Below are 17,361 nucleotides of genomic sequence, written 5' to 3' on the forward strand. Positions count from 1 at the left end.
CTTGATGCTGCCGGTTTTTATCTTGAGCCTGAGGGTGCCGGTGAAAGACGCGCGGCAGGTAGGGGCACCCCTTGCGGGTGCCCGGGATGCCTCCGCATCGTCCGTAGATCGGGCGGGCGCAAGGCCCGCCCCTACGCCCACTGATAGAGCATAAAATAAATCAAGACGCCGGTGACCGAGACGTACATCCAAATCGGCAAGGTGACCCGCGCGATTCGGCGATGGGCCTCGATCCGGTTCTTCAGCCCGAGGTAGATCGACCGAATCGCCAGGAAAGGCACGGCCGCCGCCAAGGGGGTGTGAGTGGCCAACACCAAGAAATACACCGTCCGCATGGCCCCGGTGCCGGGATAACGATGGACCCCGGTGAAATAAAACCGCGTCAGGTAGGAAATCAAAAACAGGATCGAGATGACGAAGGCTCCGCCCATGAAAAAGCGGTGGCGGTCGATTCTTTTGGCCCGGACCGATATCCAGCCCAGCACCAGGAAAACGGCGGCGGTTCCGTTGAGAACGGCGTTGAGAATCGCCAGACGATCGCCCAAGCTCATGAAGCACTCCCCTTGATCAAGGATTTGAGATCGGTCAGCAGACGACGGAGATCGCTGCCTTCCGAGGAATAATAACCGCGAATCCGGCCCTGGGCGTCGATCAGCAAAAATTGCTCGCCGTGCACGACTTCCCAAATCTCGTCCTGATTCGGCGCCTGGCTCGGGACCTTGCCCATGCTGATCTTGAAACCCTGGACCACGGTCCGGGTGATCTCATCCAGCGGTCCGGTGAGAAAAACCCAGATTCCGGGCTCGGCCCCGTGATTCTTGGCGTATTGGGCCAAGACCTCGGGGCTGTCGCGCTCCGGATCGACGCTGAAGGAGACGATCTTGGCCGGCGGCTCCCCGCCCTCGCCCTTCATCTCCAAGAGCGAGGCTTGAATGCTCTTCTTCATCCGCTCGGTCATCAGCGGGCAGGCGCCGCCGCAGGAAGTGAAGATGAAGTCGGCGACCCAGACTTTGCCCTTCATCTCCTCCTGGGTGAAGGGCTTGGCGTCTTGGGACGTGAGCTTGAATTCGGGAATCTGGCCCAGGACCGGCAGCTCCTTCCGCTGGCAAGCCGCCAGGCAAAGGATCATCAGGACACCGGCGATCGTTCTTCTCATGCCGAACCTCCGTCGATGAAAAGCACCGAGAAAAGCAAAGTCAAGTAAAGCAGCGAGATCAGAAAAAGACGGCGGGCCCATTCTTCCAGGTCGCGAGCCCGGAATCCCAGGACGGCGTAGACCAGGAAAATCCCGCCCAAGGCGGTCGCAGTGGCGAGATAAAGATTTCCCGCGGCTCGCAAGGGAATCAAGCCGTAGCTCACCGCCACCAGGGCCAAGGTGTAGATCAAGATCTGGCGCTGAATCTGCCGGGGCTCGGCCTCGAGGGTGTAGACCTTGATGCCGGCGCGGGCATATTCCTCCTTGCGAAAGATGCCGATGGCGAGGAAATGAGGGATCTGCCAAAAAAAGATGATCCCGAACAGGACCAAGGCCGGCAAGCCGACCCGGCCGGTGACCGAGGTCCAGCCAAGCAGCGGCGGCATCGCTCCCGGCACCGCGCCGACCCAAAGCGCCAGCGAGGATTTCCGTTTCAAGGGAGTGTAGAAGAGGACGTAGCTCACCAGCGAGAGCGCGCCCAAGGCGCCGGTCAGCGGGTTCACCAGATAAGTGAGGATCGGGATCGACAGCCCGATCAAGACGCTGCCGAAACCGAGAACGAACTCGGGCGAGAGCCGCTTGCCGGGCAAAGGCCGGTCGCGGGTTCGGGCCATCAAGAGATCGGTGTCCCGCTCCAGGAACATGTTGAGCGCATTGGCGCCGCCGACCAAAAGGGCGATGCCCAACAATGCCACCGCGATCCGCGCCGGTTCGGCCCGGCCCGGCGCCAAAAAAATTCCGGCGGCCGCCGTGATCAAGGTGAGCAGCGTGATGCGCGGCTTCACCAGGGCGACGGTGTCGACCAGCGATTGAGTGGAGGCTCGGGCCAGGGCCGTCATAGAAAAATCGGGCCTTTCACGCCGCCGGCGAGGCGCGCAGCGCGGCCGAAGCCGAGGCAGCGGCCCCCGCCCCTTCCCAAGCCCGCGCTCGGGCGGCGTTCAAGTAAATCAGGAATATGACCACCAACAGCAAGGCGCCCACGCCGAGATGGGCCGTCACCGGGAAGAGACCCAAGGCCGAGTGGACGCTCCAAAGTCCGAGGCCGATCTGGACCAGCACCAGGAGCGGCGCCAAGCCGGCCAAGAGACGAAGCTTCGGATCGAGCCGGGCCACCCGCCAGGCAGCGGCGAAAACCGCCAAGCCGACCACGATGCCGCTCAAGCGGTGCAGCATATGAACCTGCAGGATGGGCGGAGCCCCGGCCGGCCAAAGGCTGCCTTGGCAGAGTGGAATGTCGAGGCAGGCCAAACCGGCGCCGGTGTGCCGGACCAAGCCCCCCAAGACGATTTGAAAGTAAACCAAGGCCAAAGTGCCCAAGACCCAAGGCTTGGCCTTGCCCAGCGCGGCCTCGGGAAGGCGGGGACCGAAAGCGCGATAGGCGATGTAAACCAGCAGCAGAAGGAAGAGCATCGAAGTCGCCAGGTGGGCGGTGGAAACCGCGGTGGGCAGGCGGTAAATCACGGTCAGTCCGCCCAAGAGGCCTTGAAAGATCACCAAAGCGACCGCGAGGAATCCGGCTTTGCGAAGCCCCCGGTCTTTTTGGCGAAGCAAGAGGATGCAAAGGACGATGGTCAGCAGTCCGACGGTCGCGGCCACCAAGCGATGGGAATGCTCGAAAAATATCCCGCCCTTCATCTCGGGAAAGAAGCTCCCATAGCAAGTCGGCCAATCCGGGCAGGCCAGCGAAGAGCCGGTGCCGTGAACGATCCCGCCGACCAGGATCAGGAGCCAGGTCAAAACGGCGGTGGCGACCGCGAAATAGGGCAAGGATTTGGAGGGTTTCTCTACCATTCGGGGTGGAGGGTTAGCAGGTACCGGAAAGCGTGGCAAGGGGCTTTGCCCGCCCCTTCTCCTGCGGAAAATAAAAAGCCCCGGCTTGTGGCCGGGGCTTTTAAAACGAACGGAAAAGCTTAGTGAGAGTGGTCGTGGCCGAAGGCGATCTCGACTTCCTTGAAGTTGTAAGCCGCCTTCTCGGTGCCGTCGAAGGTGAAGTTGGCTTCGGCGGCCTTGTCGGCCTCGACCGTCACGTCGACGGTCTTGGGGCCATACTTCTCATGCCAGGCTTGGATCTTGTAGGTGCCGGCCGGGACGTTCTTGATCTCGAACTCGCCGGAATCGCCGGTCACCGCATTGAGGCCGTTGTCGTTCAGAATCAGCCAGCCGGTCATCCAGGGATGAACGTCGCACTTGAACTTGACGACCGCGCCGTCGTCCTTGGTGAACTTCTTGTCGATCGCCGGCGAACCCTTGGGCTGAGCCCGGTTGAAGAGGGTCTTGGCATCGGCATAGGTGTGGACGTTGTGGAGGATCGGATCGCTGTTCACGATCTTGACGTCCTGCTCGTAGGCTGCGGTCACGACTCGGGGCGTGTACATGCAGTTGGCTTGGTCGATCTCGGTATGAGCCGCGCCCTCGGGAACAGCCGCCGGTGCGCCTTGCACGGTCAGGGCGACGTTCTTCAGGGTGCCGTTGGAATTCACGACGACTTCCTCATCCTTCATCGGGGTCTTGGCGCAGAAAGGATCGGCTTCGCGCTTGAGAGCCGGCATCTCGGGGGCGGTGCCGCTGAAGCTCACCTTCCCTTTGATGCTGCCGGTGCCGGCGGCCGGCGCCGCGGGAGCGGCGGGTGCCGCTTCGGTCTTTTCGCCGGCCGGGGCCGGAGCCTCGGCGCTGGGAGCCGGAGCCGAAGAGGGCTTCTTGCCGCAAGAAGTGGCGCTAAGGGTAAAAGCTAAGGCCAAGACGCTGGTCAAGGCGGTCAATTTTCGATTGTACATGGTCCAATCTCCTTAATTAAGGTCGTCATTCAGGATATAAAAATCGGGGCCGACTGTAAGCAAGGCTCACCCACCCGTCAAGCTTACAAAGAGGCCTGATTTCCGGCGTCGGCCTTGTCTTCGGCCTCGCCGGTGGCGGGCGTGGGCTGGGACTCGGGGCTAGCCTTGGCGGGCTCACTTTCACCGCGCATCAGGGCCTCGGGCTTGCCGATCGTCATCAGGTAATCGACGATGGCTTGGATCTGGCGCTCGTCGTCGCCAGCCAAAACGTCCTTGGGGCCGCTGTTGGGCTCCGGATAGTAACCGGGCATCCGGGTCCCCGGGACCAATTTGCCGGGATCGCGAACCCATTTGTTGAGCCATTGAGGCCGGATCCGGTCGTGGACTTTGGCCAGGTCCGGCGCCCAGACGGTGATTCCGCCCTCGGGCCGCTGACCGCCCATGATGTGGCAGCTGGTGCAATTGAAGTTGTTCGGTCCCATCAAGGTTTGAGCCGCGGCCACTTCTTCGGGTGTCACCTTGACATTGAGGGTCTCGAAAAGACCCTCGGCCTTGTCCCGCTTCTTGAAGTAGCGGACCAGCGATTCGAGCTCCTCATCGGTGAATTGGAATGTCGGCATCCGGATGTCGAGCCAATCCCGGACTTTGGCGAAGTCGGCGGGATTGCGCAGGAAGCCGGTCATCCAAGCCGTCTGAAGACGGGCGCCGGTGGTGGCCAAATTGGGCGGCAAGAGGTTGGGTTCGGTGATCACCTTGACCAGCTCTTCCTGGCCCTGGCCTTCGATCACGTGGCAAGCCTTGCAGTTGTATTTGTTGACCAGCTGGCGGCCCTTTTCGATTTCGGGATCGTAAGCGATGTACTTGGACTCGAGGACTTCCGGCTTCTGGCCCCTGAGAAAGACGATCAAGGCATGGCGTTGCTCGTCGCTGATGTTCGGCTTGGGCATGAAGCTGGTCGAGCGCTCGTCGACGAAAGCCTGGGGATTCTTCAGCTTGGTGTCGGTCCAAGACTCCCAGGTTTCGGGGATCTTGGCGTCGCCAAAGGCCAGCTCGCTGATGTCCTTGCGGGCGAAATTGGTCAGCTCGACCGAGGGATTGGAAGCCTTCTCGAAGCCCTTGATGCTGTGGCAGGCGTAGCAACCATAGGTGTTGATCACCTTGAAGCCGGCTTTGACGTTCTCGGCATCGGCCAGCTGGGCCCGCAGCTCGGCGTTCTCCTCGGGCTTCTTGCCCAGACCGCTCAAGTAGGCGGTGACGTTTCGAGCCTCGTCGGAGCTGAGGCGCAGGCTGGGCATCCGGTGGTCTTTGGACCAATTTTTCGGATCTTGGATCCAATTGTAGATCCAGTCGGCGCTGGTCTTCTCGGCGATGCGGTCCAAGGCCGGCGCGTCGCTTCCACCTTTATTGTCGATCGAATGGCAGGCGAAGCAGCCGACGCTATTGAAAGTCTCCTTGCCTTGGGCGGCGTCGCCGCCCGGGAACGTGCCGTACTTCCAGTTAAAAGTTTCGCTCTTGTCGAGGATGTAGGCCATCGCCTGGATCGGGTCCTTGTCGTTGACCCAAGGCGGCTGCGGCATCCGGGTGTGGGGAAGATAGTCGGTCGGCTTCTTGATCCAGCCCAGCATCCATTCGGGATAGACCTTCTCTTTGATCTTGCTCAGATCGGGACCCGATTTCGGCGCCCACTCCAAACCCTTGATGAGGTGGCAGTTGATGCAGCCGTAGTTGACGAAGAGATGCTTGCCTTGGGTGTAAATCGGAGCCAAGTCGAGCTCGAACTGCTGAACGTGGCATTTGTTGCAGCTCGACTGCATGAAATCGCCGCGAAGCAAGGGCTCTTTCCAGTGATGATCGAAGCCGTGGGGGTAGTCGCCCTTCTCCATCGGCTTGCCCTTGATCTGGGTCGCCCGGCCCTGGCCGCCGTGACAGGTCACGCAGCCGTACTCTTCGACCGGGTGGTTGTTGAAGATCTCATTCAGGTTGGAATGGGTCCGAAAGGGCTGCTTTTCCTTCTCATAGCCGGGCTTGAGGACCGGAATGTGGCAGGTGGTGCAACGGTCGACCGTTCCCCAATTGACCGGACCGGACTTGCCGAGCCCTTCCAGGACATACTGGTCAATGGGAGCCCCCCGATCCTGGACCCCGGCCAACTGCTTTTGGAGGGCGTCGACCTTCTTGGTCAGCTCCCCGCGCTGCTTCACCAATTCCTTGGCCTTGTCCTTGGCTAAATTGACCTTCTCCTGGACGGCGAAGAACTCGTTTTCCTTCTTCACCTGCTCGGCCTCGAGCCCCTTGATCTCTTTTTCCAGCTCCTCGTATTTTTTCTTCTCGCCCGAGAAGTCATGACCCTCGTGCTGGGCGTGCTTCCAGACATAGAAGAGCTCGTCCAAGTCGGCCTTGGCGAACTGGAGGTTTTGGTTGGCCTTGTCGAGCGCGATCTGCTTTTCCTTCAGCTCCTGCTGAAGTTGGGCGAACTCCTCGCTCTCCAGCACCGCCTGGGCCTTTTCGAGCTCGAGGTCGATCTGCTTGAGTTTTTTGGGATCGACCGATTTGCTGGCCTTGGCGATCTCGGCCTCGATTCGCTTGGTTTCGAGCACGGCGAAGTCCCGGGCATATTCCTTCCAGGTGCGGCGGCCGATGGCTTCGTCATAGACGAACCAGGCGGTCAGGACTATCAGAACCCCTCCCAGCAAAAACCAAAGGAAACTTAAAGATCTCTCTCGACCCGCGAGCGCCATGACGGCTCCTAAAAATTCATGTTAATCCAGGGGAGCTGGACGATGTATTTGATGTTGAAGGTCCAACGCAGAAGCATCTTGATGGGCAAGGCCATCATCGTCAGAAAAAGAAAGGCCGTGATGCCGTAACGAACCGGTCCCAGCTCCTGCAGCACCTTCGAAGTTTTCGACTTCACCTTCCAGTAGATCACGGCGGTGAAGTAATAGGCGCCGATCAACCCCATGCCGATCACCGCGAAGACCGCGGTGTTGCGCAGGAAGTCAAGACCGGTCAGATCCGCCAACCAGACGTTGAGGTCGATATTGGTCAAGGCCACGACCTTATGGGCATCCCACTCTTCCCAAGGGGCGAAGAAGTTCCAGCCGGGCCCGCGGAGGAAGACGCCGACGATGATCAGCGAAACCCAAAGGATGAGGAAGCCGAAACAGAAGTTGGCGACCGCGAACTTGCGTTCCTTCCAGGTATAGTAACCGTTACCCTTGGGGTTGATGTCGATATAGGGAATCACCATCAGGCCGACGATAATCAAGGAAGGCAGCACGACGCCGGCGATCCAGGGATCGAAATAAACGAGGATCTCCTGAAGGCCCAGGAAGTACCAAGGCGCCTTGGAGGGGTTGGGCGTCTTGGTCGGGTCGGCCGGCTCTTCGAGCGGGGCGTCAAGCACCAAAGACCACACGAAAAGGAATATGGTGGTGAGCAGGCCGCAGATGAACTCGGCCCGGACCAAATGGGGCCAAGCATGGACCTTGTCGGTCTTGGGATCGATCACCTCGGGCAGCTGGTCTTCTTTGATATCGGCCATAAAATCCTCGTGGGCTACATCGGCCCGGAGATCCCACCGTCCTTACGCACCCGCCAAAAGTGCACGATCATCAGCAGGGCCGCGACGATGGGAATGAAAATGCAGTGCAAAACATAGAAGCGAAGCAAGGTCGGAGCGCCGACGACGGTGCCGGCGGTCAGGAGGCTTCGGGCATCATAGCGCGGGGTCACCACTCCGGTGAGCTTGGCCACCTGTTCGGCCATCGGGCCTTCCGAGCCCATCAGCGGGGTCGCCCGGGCCATGTTGGTTCCGACGGTGACCGCCCAGATCGAAAGCTGGTCCCAGGGCAGCAAATAACCGGTGAAGGAAAGAAGCAAGGTCAGGGTCAACAATAGAACGCCGACCACCCAGTTGAACTCGCGCGGCGGCTTATAAGACCCGGTCATGAAGACCCGGAACATATGAAGCATGACCATGATGACCATGGCATGGGCCGCCCAACGGTGCATGTTGCGGGTAACCATGCCGAAGGGAATGTCGAATTGGAGGTACTTCATGTCGTTGTAGGCGTACTCGGCGACCGGCCGGTAATAGAACATCAGCAGGACGCCGGTGACGACGGTGACCAGGAAGAAGAAGAAAGTCAGGCCGCCGGCGCACCAGGTGTAGCGCAGGGTCAAGCCATGGCGGCGAAGCTTCGACGGATGCAGATGAAGAAAGACGTTGCTGGCGATCATCAGGATCCGGTTGCGCGGAGTGTCGGCGTAACCGTGGCGGAAGACCGACTTCCAAACCGGGCTCTTGACGATGGTTTCCTGAATATCCTGAATTTTATCTTTCATAATGAATCCTAAAAATTCTGCGAATTGACGCCACCGGATGGATGCTTAGGCGATCTTCAAGAAAGCATCGGGGTTATCCCACTCACCCTTGTCGAAACGGAAAGTCTTCGATTTGTCGACCATGATCATGCCATCCGGGTCGAGCCCGACCTTGACCCGCTCCAGCGGGCGTGGCGCCGGGCCTTCGAAGTTGATTCCCGTCATCTTGAAACCCGAGCCGTGGCAGGGGCATTTGAACTTGGACTCAGTCGCCAGCCAGCGCGGCGTGCAGCCCAAGTGCGTGCAGATCGCGAGCAGAACGTAGATCCCGTCGTTGGTCCGGACGATCCAGAGACGGTTGCTCTCTTTGTATTTTTCGGAAACCTCGCCGATGATGTAATCCTCGGGTCGGCCGACTTTAACGATGGGCGAAGGCTCGAAGAGGACGCGGGGAAAGAGGAAACGGAGAAAGGCTAGGAGAAGCGCGGTCACAAAGGCGCCGAAAGCGCCCCAAGCCGCCAGGCCTAAAAAGCCTCTTCTTGTCCATAGATTGTCTTTAGTTCGCTTCGGTGCAACCCGCTCGCTGCCCGGAATCGTCGATTCTCCCGCCATGATTCTTCCCAAAATCGAAATTTAACATCTCATTTTCATTGAACAATTTGTCGGTGGATCGCCATGCTTTTAACAGGCGCGCGCATCATACTCAAGGGCCTCTCGCTGTCAAGGGAAAAGCCCTGTAAAAACGACCAGCTAGGCCAAGCCTAGCTGGTCGTCCTGAGCGGAGCGAAGGACCTCCTACCCACCAAGGTGGTCCCAGATCTTTCGCTTCGCTCAGGATGACCGGTTTGCAGGGGGCGGCCTTTACGGACTCACGCCCAAGCAGCGCAAGGCTTCCATCAGCTTGGGCCGATCCACCGCTTCGGCCTTGAGGTAGGCGGCCTGAAGCTTGGCGCTTAATTCGCCCAAGCGCTCGGCCGCGGCGGCATCGGCCGACTCGCGGAGCTGCTGGCCATAGAGACTCAGGGCCGCATAGTGAGCCGAGGACATGACGTATTTGTTCTTGGCGTCGACGACGCCGGCGACCCTCGCCACTTCCAGCGTATTGCGGCCGAGGAACTCCTTTTTCCCGCCGAGCAGGGCCAAGCCGATCATGACCTGACGGGAAGTCAGCACCTTGGAGGTCGGATCGGGCTCGCCTTCCTTGGAAGGATGAACCTTGGCGAGGAGCTTGGTGCCCATTCCCGGCTTGAGGGTTCCATCCTCGGCAAAAATCTCGCGGGCCCAGGCATTTTCCGGAAGCCCGATTTGCACCAAGTAGCGGGCGCCTTGCTGGAGCTGGCTGATTTGAACCCGGCGCAGGAACTCGTTCCGCTGATAAAGGCTGAGGTCGGGCAAGACTTGCTCGATCGGCTGCTCTCCGGCCTTGTCGAGCTTCTTCAGCATCGCCTCTTCCTCGGCGCTTAAAGTCACCGGCTGGACGAACTCGTTGAAGTCGATTTGCTGATAGGATTGGGTGTTCGACAAATCGTAGTGGTTGGGATCCGTGAGCATCCGCGGGAAAAGGCTTTCGTAGGCCGCGAAGACCTTCTGCGACCGGTCGCGGTCCTCGGCCAAGATCTGCTCCTTGATGTCGTCGTTGCTTCCGGCCACTCCCAAGTTGACAATGTCCGGCGCCAGCTTCCGCATTCCCCAGCGGGCACCCTTGACCAGCAGCGGAAGAACGAACCAGTCCGTCTTCTCCAGCTTTTCGACGTGCTCGCCGTAGACCTTGTCGCCGACCCGCTGGTTGACCCAGGCGTCGTAATCTTCGCCCACCACCAGGCGCCGTACGCCGTAATTGACCAAGCCGACCACCATCAGACCGGTGCCGGCCCGGCTGAACCAAGTCGCGCCGCGGCTGAGCCAGGGCGAAGCCGCGATCCGCGAGCTGCCCAGCCCCAGGCGCAGCAAATCGGGCGCGAAGAAGGCGACGAAGGAGCCGTATTTCCGCATCGGATGATCCGGGGTCCAAATTTGCCCCGCCGCCTTGTCGTAGATCGCCGAGGAAAGATAGCCCGCTCCCATCGTCCGCAGCAGATTGATCGGCACTCGGGGCACGCCGAGCAGCATGTGGCGGGCCGCGGTCTTCCAAACAAGCTTCTCCCCTTCCAGGACTCCCCATTTTTCCAAAACCCCCTGCCACATCGCCCGGCGCAGCGAATCGCCGGTCTTGAGCCCGACCTCGACGATCTCCTGGCCGGCGATTTTCCCGGGCTGGAGGATGCCGCCGACAATCTTGCCGTCGAGGGCGCCGAGCGACTTGGTTCCGGTGAAAACCTGGCCGGCCAGCCCCCGGTGGACGGCGACTTCCCAAGCCCCGGCCGCGGTGAGGTTGAAGCCGTGGAGGAAATAAAGCGTCATTCCGAACTTCAGCTCCTCGACGGTCGAGCTCGAGAGCCCTTGCGAGGCCCCGATCTTCTTCGCCAAATAGCCGCAGAGCAGCTCGGCCGGGAAAATGGTGAGCATCGAAGTCAAAAGCGGCACGCCCTGGATCAAGGACCGAGACTTGAGGGTGTCCTGGAGCAGCAAGGAGTTCTTGGGGTCTTTGAGAAAGGCCTGGCCCTCGGGGCTGTCGGCGATGGCCCGCAGGTCCTCATAGGTCAGCTCGCGGAAGGCCTGCTGGCCGGTTTTCCGGATCTCCTCGGCCTTTAGCCCGGCGACGAAAAAGGGAACCCGCTCCGGCGGAACTTTATAGCGGCGGGCCAAGCTGAAGATCTCTTCGGGAATGAAGATCGAGCGGGGATCGATGAACTTCCGACCTTCGGCAAGCACCGCTTCGGGCGGCGGAGTCCCGGTCTGCTGGATATAGAGTTTGACGAATCGGGCCTTGGCCTCGCCCAGCATTTGGTGAGTCTTGCCGTCGCTCAGGCTTTTCTCGGCTTGATCCAGGGCGGTCCAAAGCGAGGGGCCGAGGCTGCGGTAATCCAAGCTCAGCCCCTCTCTTTGCATGACTTGGGAAGCCATGAGGCCGTCGCGGACCCGAGCCAGGCTCCCGCCCTTTTCCAATTGCTCGGTGGCCTCGGCCAAAAGCTTGTCGCGCGTTTCGACGTCCTTGAAGCCGGACTGGATCGATCGCCGGATTTGCTTGGCGAAGCTTTCCTTGGAAAGAGTCTCGCTGCGCCGGACGATCTCGACGCCGTGCTTGCCCACGAACTCGGCGAGCTCGGCGCTCATCGCCTTGGCGGGCTCGGGATCGGCGCTACGGCTATATTCATCGAAATATACGGCGATCTCCCGGGAACGGGGCAGCGAGATGGTCGAGTCGTAGCGATGCCCCGGCGGCCGGGCCCCGAGGGTCGGCGGCTCGGCCAGGAAGATCGGCTTGCCGTTCTGGGCTTTGGAGAACTTGGCGGCCTCGTTGACCGTCGCCCAGGCCTTTTCGAGCTGGGCTCCGCTGCGAATGTCGATGGCCACATAACCGGCGCTGAGCCGAGTTTGAGTCCGGGCCAGGATCGGCGAATGGACCAGATCGGCCGCGTCGAGCTTCAGCCGCTCCGGGAAGGCCGGCGGCTCGAGCTTGGCGTCGACGCCGCCCACCTCGATGATCTTGCCCTCGAAAACCTTGTTGGTCGGCGCCCCCTCCTGGTAATAGCGCCAGCGCTCGCGGCGGGCCACGGTCTTTTCCGAGGAATCGAGCTGGATACGGTTGAGGCTCGGCCGAAGGTCGCTCTCTTTGAGGCTTTCATAGTCCACCACCCAGCCGGTGTAGCCGGCGGTGGCATCGGCCTCGGTCATCAAGAGCTCGGACTGGGTGCGGATATGGCCGGTCTTCTCCTTGCCCTCCTTCCATTCGTGCAGCTCCCACTTCGGCAGCCGAATGTTGTCGGGCTTCACCTTTTCGACGTCGTCGAAAAGCATGTGGCCATACTTGTTTTGCAAGACCTCGCTGAATTCCTTGAAGACCTCGGTGATCTCTTCCTTGGTGACCGCCTGACCGTCGAGCTTGCGCTCGCCGACGATGAAGCCGATCTCGTCGCCCTCCCGGATCGCCAGGGTCACCTCGCTGCCGACCGGAACCGAAAGCTGCGGATCGCGCAGCAGGCGGAGGCCGGAGCTGCTCGAGTTGCCGGTGCTCTCGTTGAGCTTGAAATACTGGCCGGTCTTGGGATCGACGGCCAAATTGCCGGCCTCGTCGAACAGCGGCGCCCGGTTGCCGGGATGGATTTGAACCAAGCCGTGCTTCACCACGATCTTGTTGAAGTCGTAGATGAGGTCATGGACGTATTTGTCCTCGCCGCCGCCGTACCAGCCGGTGATGAAGCCCTTGAACTTGCCCATCTCGACGAAGAGCATCTTGGCCCCGCCGCTCTCCCGAACCACCGAGTCGATGCGCTCGGCGGCGTAGCTCCGCTCGACCAGTCGAGGCATGCGGAGGTCGTGGGAGGCGTCATAAGCCAGGGAGTAATAAGTTTCGGCCGAAGCGGTGAAAGTTTTTTGGGCCTGGTTCGCCCCGACCAATACGTCCTGGACCTTGGCGGCATGGCGCACCGGGTCGCGCAGCAAGAGCTCCAGGCTGTTCAAGTGGCCCTGGACCGATTTCAGGTCTTCCCGCATGCCTTGGATGCTGTGAACCAAGCGGGTCGGCGCGTGGCCGGCGGACGAGGTGTCTCCGGGCTCGACGTAACGGCCTTCGGGGATGCCGTTTAAGTCGGAGACCGGCTTTTGGCCGTCATGGAGCCGGTCGGCCTTGCTCAAATCCTGCAGCGACTTCTGTTCCTTGAGCTTGGCGGTGACCTCCTGGCTTCGGGCGTGAGCCAGGCGGAAGCCGTGGTCGAGCCGGCCGAGCTGCTCGGCGACGCTTTCCGGCGTGTACTCGCCGCCGCGGCCGACTTGAATCTCGCCGGGCCTAAATTCGACCTCGGCGTAACCGACGCTGACGCCGGCCCGGTAATCTTCGACGAATTTTTTCCAGGTAGGCTTGCCTTCGGCTTCGACCCGTTTGCGGATGTTGGATTCGATCTCTTCCTCGAGCTGCAGGATCGAGCCCTGATTGAGCATCGAGCTGTCGGGGTTGACGATGCGAAAATTGGTCCGGGTGCCGAGCGAAACCGTCGAGCCCTTTTCCTTGGGAAAGCGCTTGCGCAGAGTTCGGAAGGTCTCATCGAGGACCAAGTCGCCGAGATCGCGGTCGAGAGTGTTGGGTCCGGTGATGTTGAAGTCGACCACCGCCAAGCCGAAACCGAGCGTGCCCTCGGGGCCGCCGCCCAGCCGGCGACCTTGGGTCTCGCGAAGGAAATCGAGAGCGCTGTGCATCCGCTCGCCGGTCTCGCCGCGAGTCACCGCTTCGTTGGCGCGATAGAGCCGGAAAACCATGTCGAGGCCGGCCTCCCGGGTCACCGCCTTGTCCTTGCCGCCCTTGAGAGCCCACTTCTCCAATCCTTCGATCGGCGCTTCGAGGTCCTTCAACATTTCCCGAATCGCCTTCAGATCGGCGGTCAAGAGTTGCCTGCTGTTTTCAATGTCCTGGACGTGGGTGGCCGAGGCGAGGGAGCCGGTGCCTTTCACCAGCTTGTCGAAATTCAACACCTCTTTGATCAGTTCCTCTTCCTTGACTTTCAAGGCCTTAAAGAGGCTTTGGGAGCGGCGCAGGTGCCCGGTCAGCTCGTGGAGCAGCGGATAGCGCCGAGCCTCGACGTCGTGATCGCCGTAGAGCAAATCCTGGGAAAGCGGCAGAGCCGGAGCGACGCGGGTCTTGAGGATGTAAGGCGAAGAGGAATCATGGGTGGCTCGGAACAATCCCGAAAGATAGAGCGGATGAAAAGCCGAACCGGGAAGGCGCGCCGGGGCCTCGGCTTTGGCGAGCGGAGTCCTCCAAACCGAATTCAGGTTCGAAGCCGGCGCGAAGTCGACCGCGCTTTGCCAAAGCGTCGGATGCGAAAGACAAGTTTCCAGCAGGCTGGAGTCGGGTCCTGGAAAGGATCCCAGCTTCGCCTTCGGTGCCCCAGGAGTCATAATCCAAAGCGAAGACGCGCGGAGTCGACACGCCCCCGTAATTACATGTTTTGCTTGAGGAATTACCGGCCCGCGGACCCCAATTGAACCCCGGTCGACGGTAACCCCAACACTCCAATAGTTTTATCGCCCGCCCCTGGCAGAGGTTGTGGGAAAATTTCCCAGCAAAATCGCTCCCTTGGAACTATTTTCCTGCCCTGTAGCAAGGGCCTTTAGGCCCGCTCGCAGCGGGACGAGACGCTTCGCGCCGGGGCGGGCTAAAGCCCCTAGCTATAGACGCTGGAGAGTCGAGCCAAAATGGGTGTAGGCCGGATGGGAAAACAACCCCCGAAAATAGGTTTCCTGGCGCTTGGCATACTGGGAAGTCTTTAAAACGATCTTGGCCTCGGCCTCTCTCCGGCTTATCCGGCCGTTCAGGACTTGAGCGCATTCGGCATAGCCCAGGGGTTTGCTCTCTAAGCCGCGGGGATCGATCCCCTGCTGAAGAAGGCGCTCGACCTCCTCCAACCAACCTTTCTCAAACATTTCGGCGACCCGCCGGGCGATGCGGGCCCTCAGCTCGGCCCGATCGGGCTGAAGCCAATAGCTTTGGACCGGATATCTGAGTCGAGCCGGCCGGTCCCGGCGGAGCAGCCGCGACGGGGCCCCGCCGGTGATCCTGGCAATCTCGAGATAGCGGACCAGGCGGACCGGGTCGGTCGGCGGCACCCGGGCCGCCACCTCGGGATCGATCTCCCCCAAGCGGCGGTGCATTTCCCGGCCGCCCCCGGCTTTCCATTCGGCTTGCAGCTCGCCCCGGATCGCGGCGTCGCGCGGCGGAAGCTCGTCCAATCCCTCGCAGAGGGCCTTGAGGTAAAGGCCGGTCCCGCCGACCACCACCGCCAGCTTGCCGCTCTGCCCTAGCTCGGCGATCTTGGCATCGGCCAAACGGCTGAATTCGGCGGCGCTCATGCCCTGCCCCGGCTCGCAGAGGTCCAGCAGGTGTTGGGGGACGCGCCGTTCGGTCGGCGGAGTCTTGCCGGTGCCAATGTCGAAGCCCCGGTAAAACTGCTGACTGTCGGCGTTGAGCAGCTCGCCGCCCCGCTCCAAGGCCAGGCCTTCGGCGAAGGCGGTCTTGCCGGCCGCGGTCGGTCCCGCCACCATGACGATGGCCCTCTCGCTTACACGATCCGCTTGAACCACTTCTCGATCTCCTCGGCGGCGATTTCCACCATGACCGGCCGGCCGTGGGGGCAGTGGTAGGAACGGGGCGTCCCCTCCAGCTGCCCGAGCAAGGCACGCATCTCTTCCTCGGTCAATCGATGGTGGGCGCGGATTTGCCGGTGGCAGGCCATGGTCGCCAAAACGTGGTCGATCCGCTCCTCGAGGCCGGCCAAGGGCTGCTCCTCCAGCTCTTCGGCGATCTCGCGAAGCAAGGCCAACCAGTCGCTGTCCTTCAATAGAGTGGGATGGGCCTTGAGCACGAAGCTATTCTCGCCGAACTCGTCGACCGCGAAGCCGAAAGGTTCCAGCGCATCGAGACAAGAACGCAGCTTGGCGGCCTCGCCCTCGGCGAGCTGGAAAGTCAGCGGGGTGAGCAGCCGCTGCTGGGCGAGCGGTCCGCTGAGATAGGATTTCTTCAAAGCCTCGAAGCCGATCCGCTCGTGGGCGGCGTGCTGGTCGATCAGCAGCAGGGAGCCTCGGCTCTCGCAAACCAAATAGGTCGCGTCGAATTGGCCGATGAGGCGGAGCTCTTGGAAATCGAGCATGCCGACCTTGGCTTGCTTGGCCGGCTCCGGCGGCGGGACGAAGGCCCGAGTGCCGAGGCTCGGCTGGGGCGACCGGGCCAAAAAGTCGTCGATCGCATTGCGGACCCGCTCTTGAGGCTGGTCCCAGCTCCAACCTTCGGGTGCGGCTTGGACCGCCGCCGGCGACGACGCGGCTTCGCCCTCTTTCCACGGTGCCTGGTCGAGACGATGGCGGATACTCTCCGAGATGAGATGATGGATCACGTTGGAATCGGAAAAACGAACCTCCCGCTTGGTCGGATGGACGTTGACGTCGACCCGCGAAGGATCGACTTCGAGATAGAGGACGGCCATCGGATATTGCTGGGTCATGAGGAGGCCCCGGTAACCTGAGACGATGGCATGGTTGATCAGGCGGTCTTGCACCAACCGGCCGTTGACGAAGACATAGAGATGGCGGTTGCTCTTCTTGGAAAAATTGGGGTGGCCGATGAGTCCGCGGAGCGAGACGCCCGAGACTTGCCGCTCCATCGGATAGAGCACCTCCATGGTCTCGCGGCCGAAGAGGTCGAGGATGCGGCGCTTGGGCTCATCGGTCCGGGGGCAGAACAATGAAACCTTGCCGTTATGCTCCAACCGCCATTCGACGTCGAGCCGGTGGAGGGCCATCGCGGTCAGGAAATCGGCGACGTGGCTCCACTCGGTCTCGGGCCGCTTGAGGAATTTCAGCCGGGCCGGGGTGGTCGAAAAAAGATCCTTCAACTGAATCCGGGTCCCCCGGCTGAGGGCCGTTTCTTGAAGCGGACCGACTTTGCCGGCGCGGACCTCGACGGCGTAGCCCAGCGGATCCGAATGCTCGGTCGCGCTTTCGAGGCGGAAATCGCCGGTGCTGGCGATGGCGGGAAGGGCCTCGCCGCGAAAACCCAGGGTGTTCAAGCGGAAGAGATCTTCGGCGGTGCGGATCTTGCTGGTGGCGTGGCGCTTGAGCGCCAGCGGCAGCTGCTCGGGCGCGATGCCATGGCCGTCGTCCTCGACCCGGATCGCCTTGCAGCCGCCCTGCTCCAGCGCGACGTGGATCCTGGTGGCGCCGGCGTCGAGCGAATTCTCGACCAGCTCTTTCACCACCGAAACCGGACGCTCAACCACTTCGCCGGCGGCGATCTTGTGGATCACGTGGTCGGGGAGGACTTGGATCGCGGGGGCGGGCATGGGTTCGGCTTAGTGAAAATCCGCGGTGGAAGCAAGCTCTCGGTAGCCTCGGCATCGGGTGACGCCGGCTTTCGCGTTCTTGCCCGGCCGGGAAGCCCGGGGACATCCTCCTCACTTTTTTCCCCGGCCCTCAAGCCGG

The 17,361-nt window shown here is 61.4% G+C and carries 12 protein-coding genes; all 12 read right to left on the reverse strand.

Annotation, left to right across the window (positions count from 1 at the left end; translation table 11 throughout):
- Positions 1-131 precede the first annotated feature (131 nt).
- A complete protein-coding gene (locus VJR29_13065; protein ID HKY64337.1) occupies positions 132-551 on the reverse strand; it encodes a DUF420 domain-containing protein in 420 nt (139 codons plus the stop codon).
- Positions 548-1,156 (reverse strand): SCO family protein, encoded by a 609-nt coding sequence (locus VJR29_13070; protein ID HKY64338.1) that lies wholly within the window; start codon positions 1,154-1,156, stop codon positions 548-550. The genes VJR29_13065 and VJR29_13070 overlap by 4 nt, the downstream gene beginning before the upstream one ends.
- Positions 1,153-2,034, reverse strand: coding sequence for a heme o synthase (cyoE, locus tag VJR29_13075; GenBank protein HKY64339.1), 882 nt, complete (start codon positions 2,032-2,034; stop codon positions 1,153-1,155). The genes VJR29_13070 and cyoE overlap by 4 nt, the downstream gene beginning before the upstream one ends.
- A 16-nt stretch (positions 2,035-2,050) precedes the next feature.
- On the reverse strand, positions 2,051-2,986 hold the full coding sequence (locus VJR29_13080) for a COX15/CtaA family protein (protein HKY64340.1): 936 nt from the start codon (positions 2,984-2,986) through the stop codon (positions 2,051-2,053).
- A gap of 119 nt (positions 2,987-3,105) precedes the next feature.
- Entirely contained in the window at positions 3,106-3,969 is an 864-nt protein-coding gene (locus tag VJR29_13085; protein HKY64341.1) for a carboxypeptidase regulatory-like domain-containing protein, read from the reverse strand.
- Between the two features lie 83 nt (positions 3,970-4,052).
- Positions 4,053-6,707 (reverse strand): c-type cytochrome, encoded by a 2,655-nt coding sequence (locus VJR29_13090; protein ID HKY64342.1) that lies wholly within the window; start codon positions 6,705-6,707, stop codon positions 4,053-4,055.
- 8 nt (positions 6,708-6,715) lie between these two features.
- Positions 6,716-7,513 (reverse strand): cytochrome C, encoded by a 798-nt coding sequence (locus tag VJR29_13095; protein ID HKY64343.1) that lies wholly within the window; start codon positions 7,511-7,513, stop codon positions 6,716-6,718.
- 14 nt (positions 7,514-7,527) lie between these two features.
- Positions 7,528-8,316 carry a cytochrome b N-terminal domain-containing protein gene (locus tag VJR29_13100; GenBank protein ID HKY64344.1) on the reverse strand — a complete coding sequence of 263 codons (789 nt, stop codon included), beginning with the start codon at positions 8,314-8,316 and terminating at the stop codon, positions 7,528-7,530.
- 45 nt (positions 8,317-8,361) lie between these two features.
- Positions 8,362-8,787: a Rieske 2Fe-2S domain-containing protein gene (locus VJR29_13105; GenBank protein HKY64345.1), complete on the reverse strand. Its 426-nt coding sequence runs from the start codon at positions 8,785-8,787 to the stop codon at positions 8,362-8,364.
- A 369-nt stretch (positions 8,788-9,156) separates the two neighbouring features.
- Positions 9,157-14,286, reverse strand: a complete 5,130-nt coding sequence (locus VJR29_13110) for a hypothetical protein (GenBank protein HKY64346.1) — start codon at positions 14,284-14,286, stop codon at positions 9,157-9,159.
- A 270-nt stretch (positions 14,287-14,556) separates the two neighbouring features.
- Complete coding sequence (gene miaA / locus VJR29_13115) at positions 14,557-15,468, reverse strand: tRNA (adenosine(37)-N6)-dimethylallyltransferase MiaA (GenBank protein HKY64347.1); 912 nt, start codon at positions 15,466-15,468, stop codon at positions 14,557-14,559.
- Entirely contained in the window at positions 15,447-17,222 is a 1,776-nt protein-coding gene (gene mutL, locus VJR29_13120) for a DNA mismatch repair endonuclease MutL (GenBank protein ID HKY64348.1), read from the reverse strand. The genes miaA and mutL overlap by 22 nt, the downstream gene beginning before the upstream one ends.
- Between the last annotated feature and the right edge of the window lie 139 nt (positions 17,223-17,361).

It is taken from the genome of bacterium, assembly GCA_035281585.1.
GTDB lineage: Bacteria > UBA10199 > UBA10199 > DSSB01 > DSSB01 > DATEDP01.

Excerpts from the sequence above, each read along its gene's own strand:
- VJR29_13065 (HKY64337.1), bottom strand. The coding sequence starts at position 551 with ATGAGCTTGGGCGATCGTCTGGCGATTCTCAACGCCGTTCTCAACGGA.
- VJR29_13070 (HKY64338.1), bottom strand. The coding sequence starts at position 1,156 with ATGAGAAGAACGATCGCCGGTGTCCTGATGATCCTTTGCCTGGCGGCT.
- cyoE (HKY64339.1), bottom strand. The coding sequence starts at position 2,034 with ATGACGGCCCTGGCCCGAGCCTCCACTCAATCGCTGGTCGACACCGTC.
- VJR29_13080 (HKY64340.1), bottom strand. The coding sequence starts at position 2,986 with ATGGTAGAGAAACCCTCCAAATCCTTGCCCTATTTCGCGGTCGCCACC.
- VJR29_13085 (HKY64341.1), bottom strand. The coding sequence starts at position 3,969 with ATGTACAATCGAAAATTGACCGCCTTGACCAGCGTCTTGGCCTTAGCT.
- VJR29_13090 (HKY64342.1), bottom strand. The coding sequence starts at position 6,707 with ATGGCGCTCGCGGGTCGAGAGAGATCTTTAAGTTTCCTTTGGTTTTTG.
- VJR29_13095 (HKY64343.1), bottom strand. The coding sequence starts at position 7,513 with ATGGCCGATATCAAAGAAGACCAGCTGCCCGAGGTGATCGATCCCAAG.
- VJR29_13100 (HKY64344.1), bottom strand. The coding sequence starts at position 8,316 with ATGAAAGATAAAATTCAGGATATTCAGGAAACCATCGTCAAGAGCCCG.
- VJR29_13110 (HKY64346.1), bottom strand. The coding sequence starts at position 14,286 with ATGACTCCTGGGGCACCGAAGGCGAAGCTGGGATCCTTTCCAGGACCC.
- mutL (HKY64348.1), bottom strand. The coding sequence starts at position 17,222 with ATGCCCGCCCCCGCGATCCAAGTCCTCCCCGACCACGTGATCCACAAG.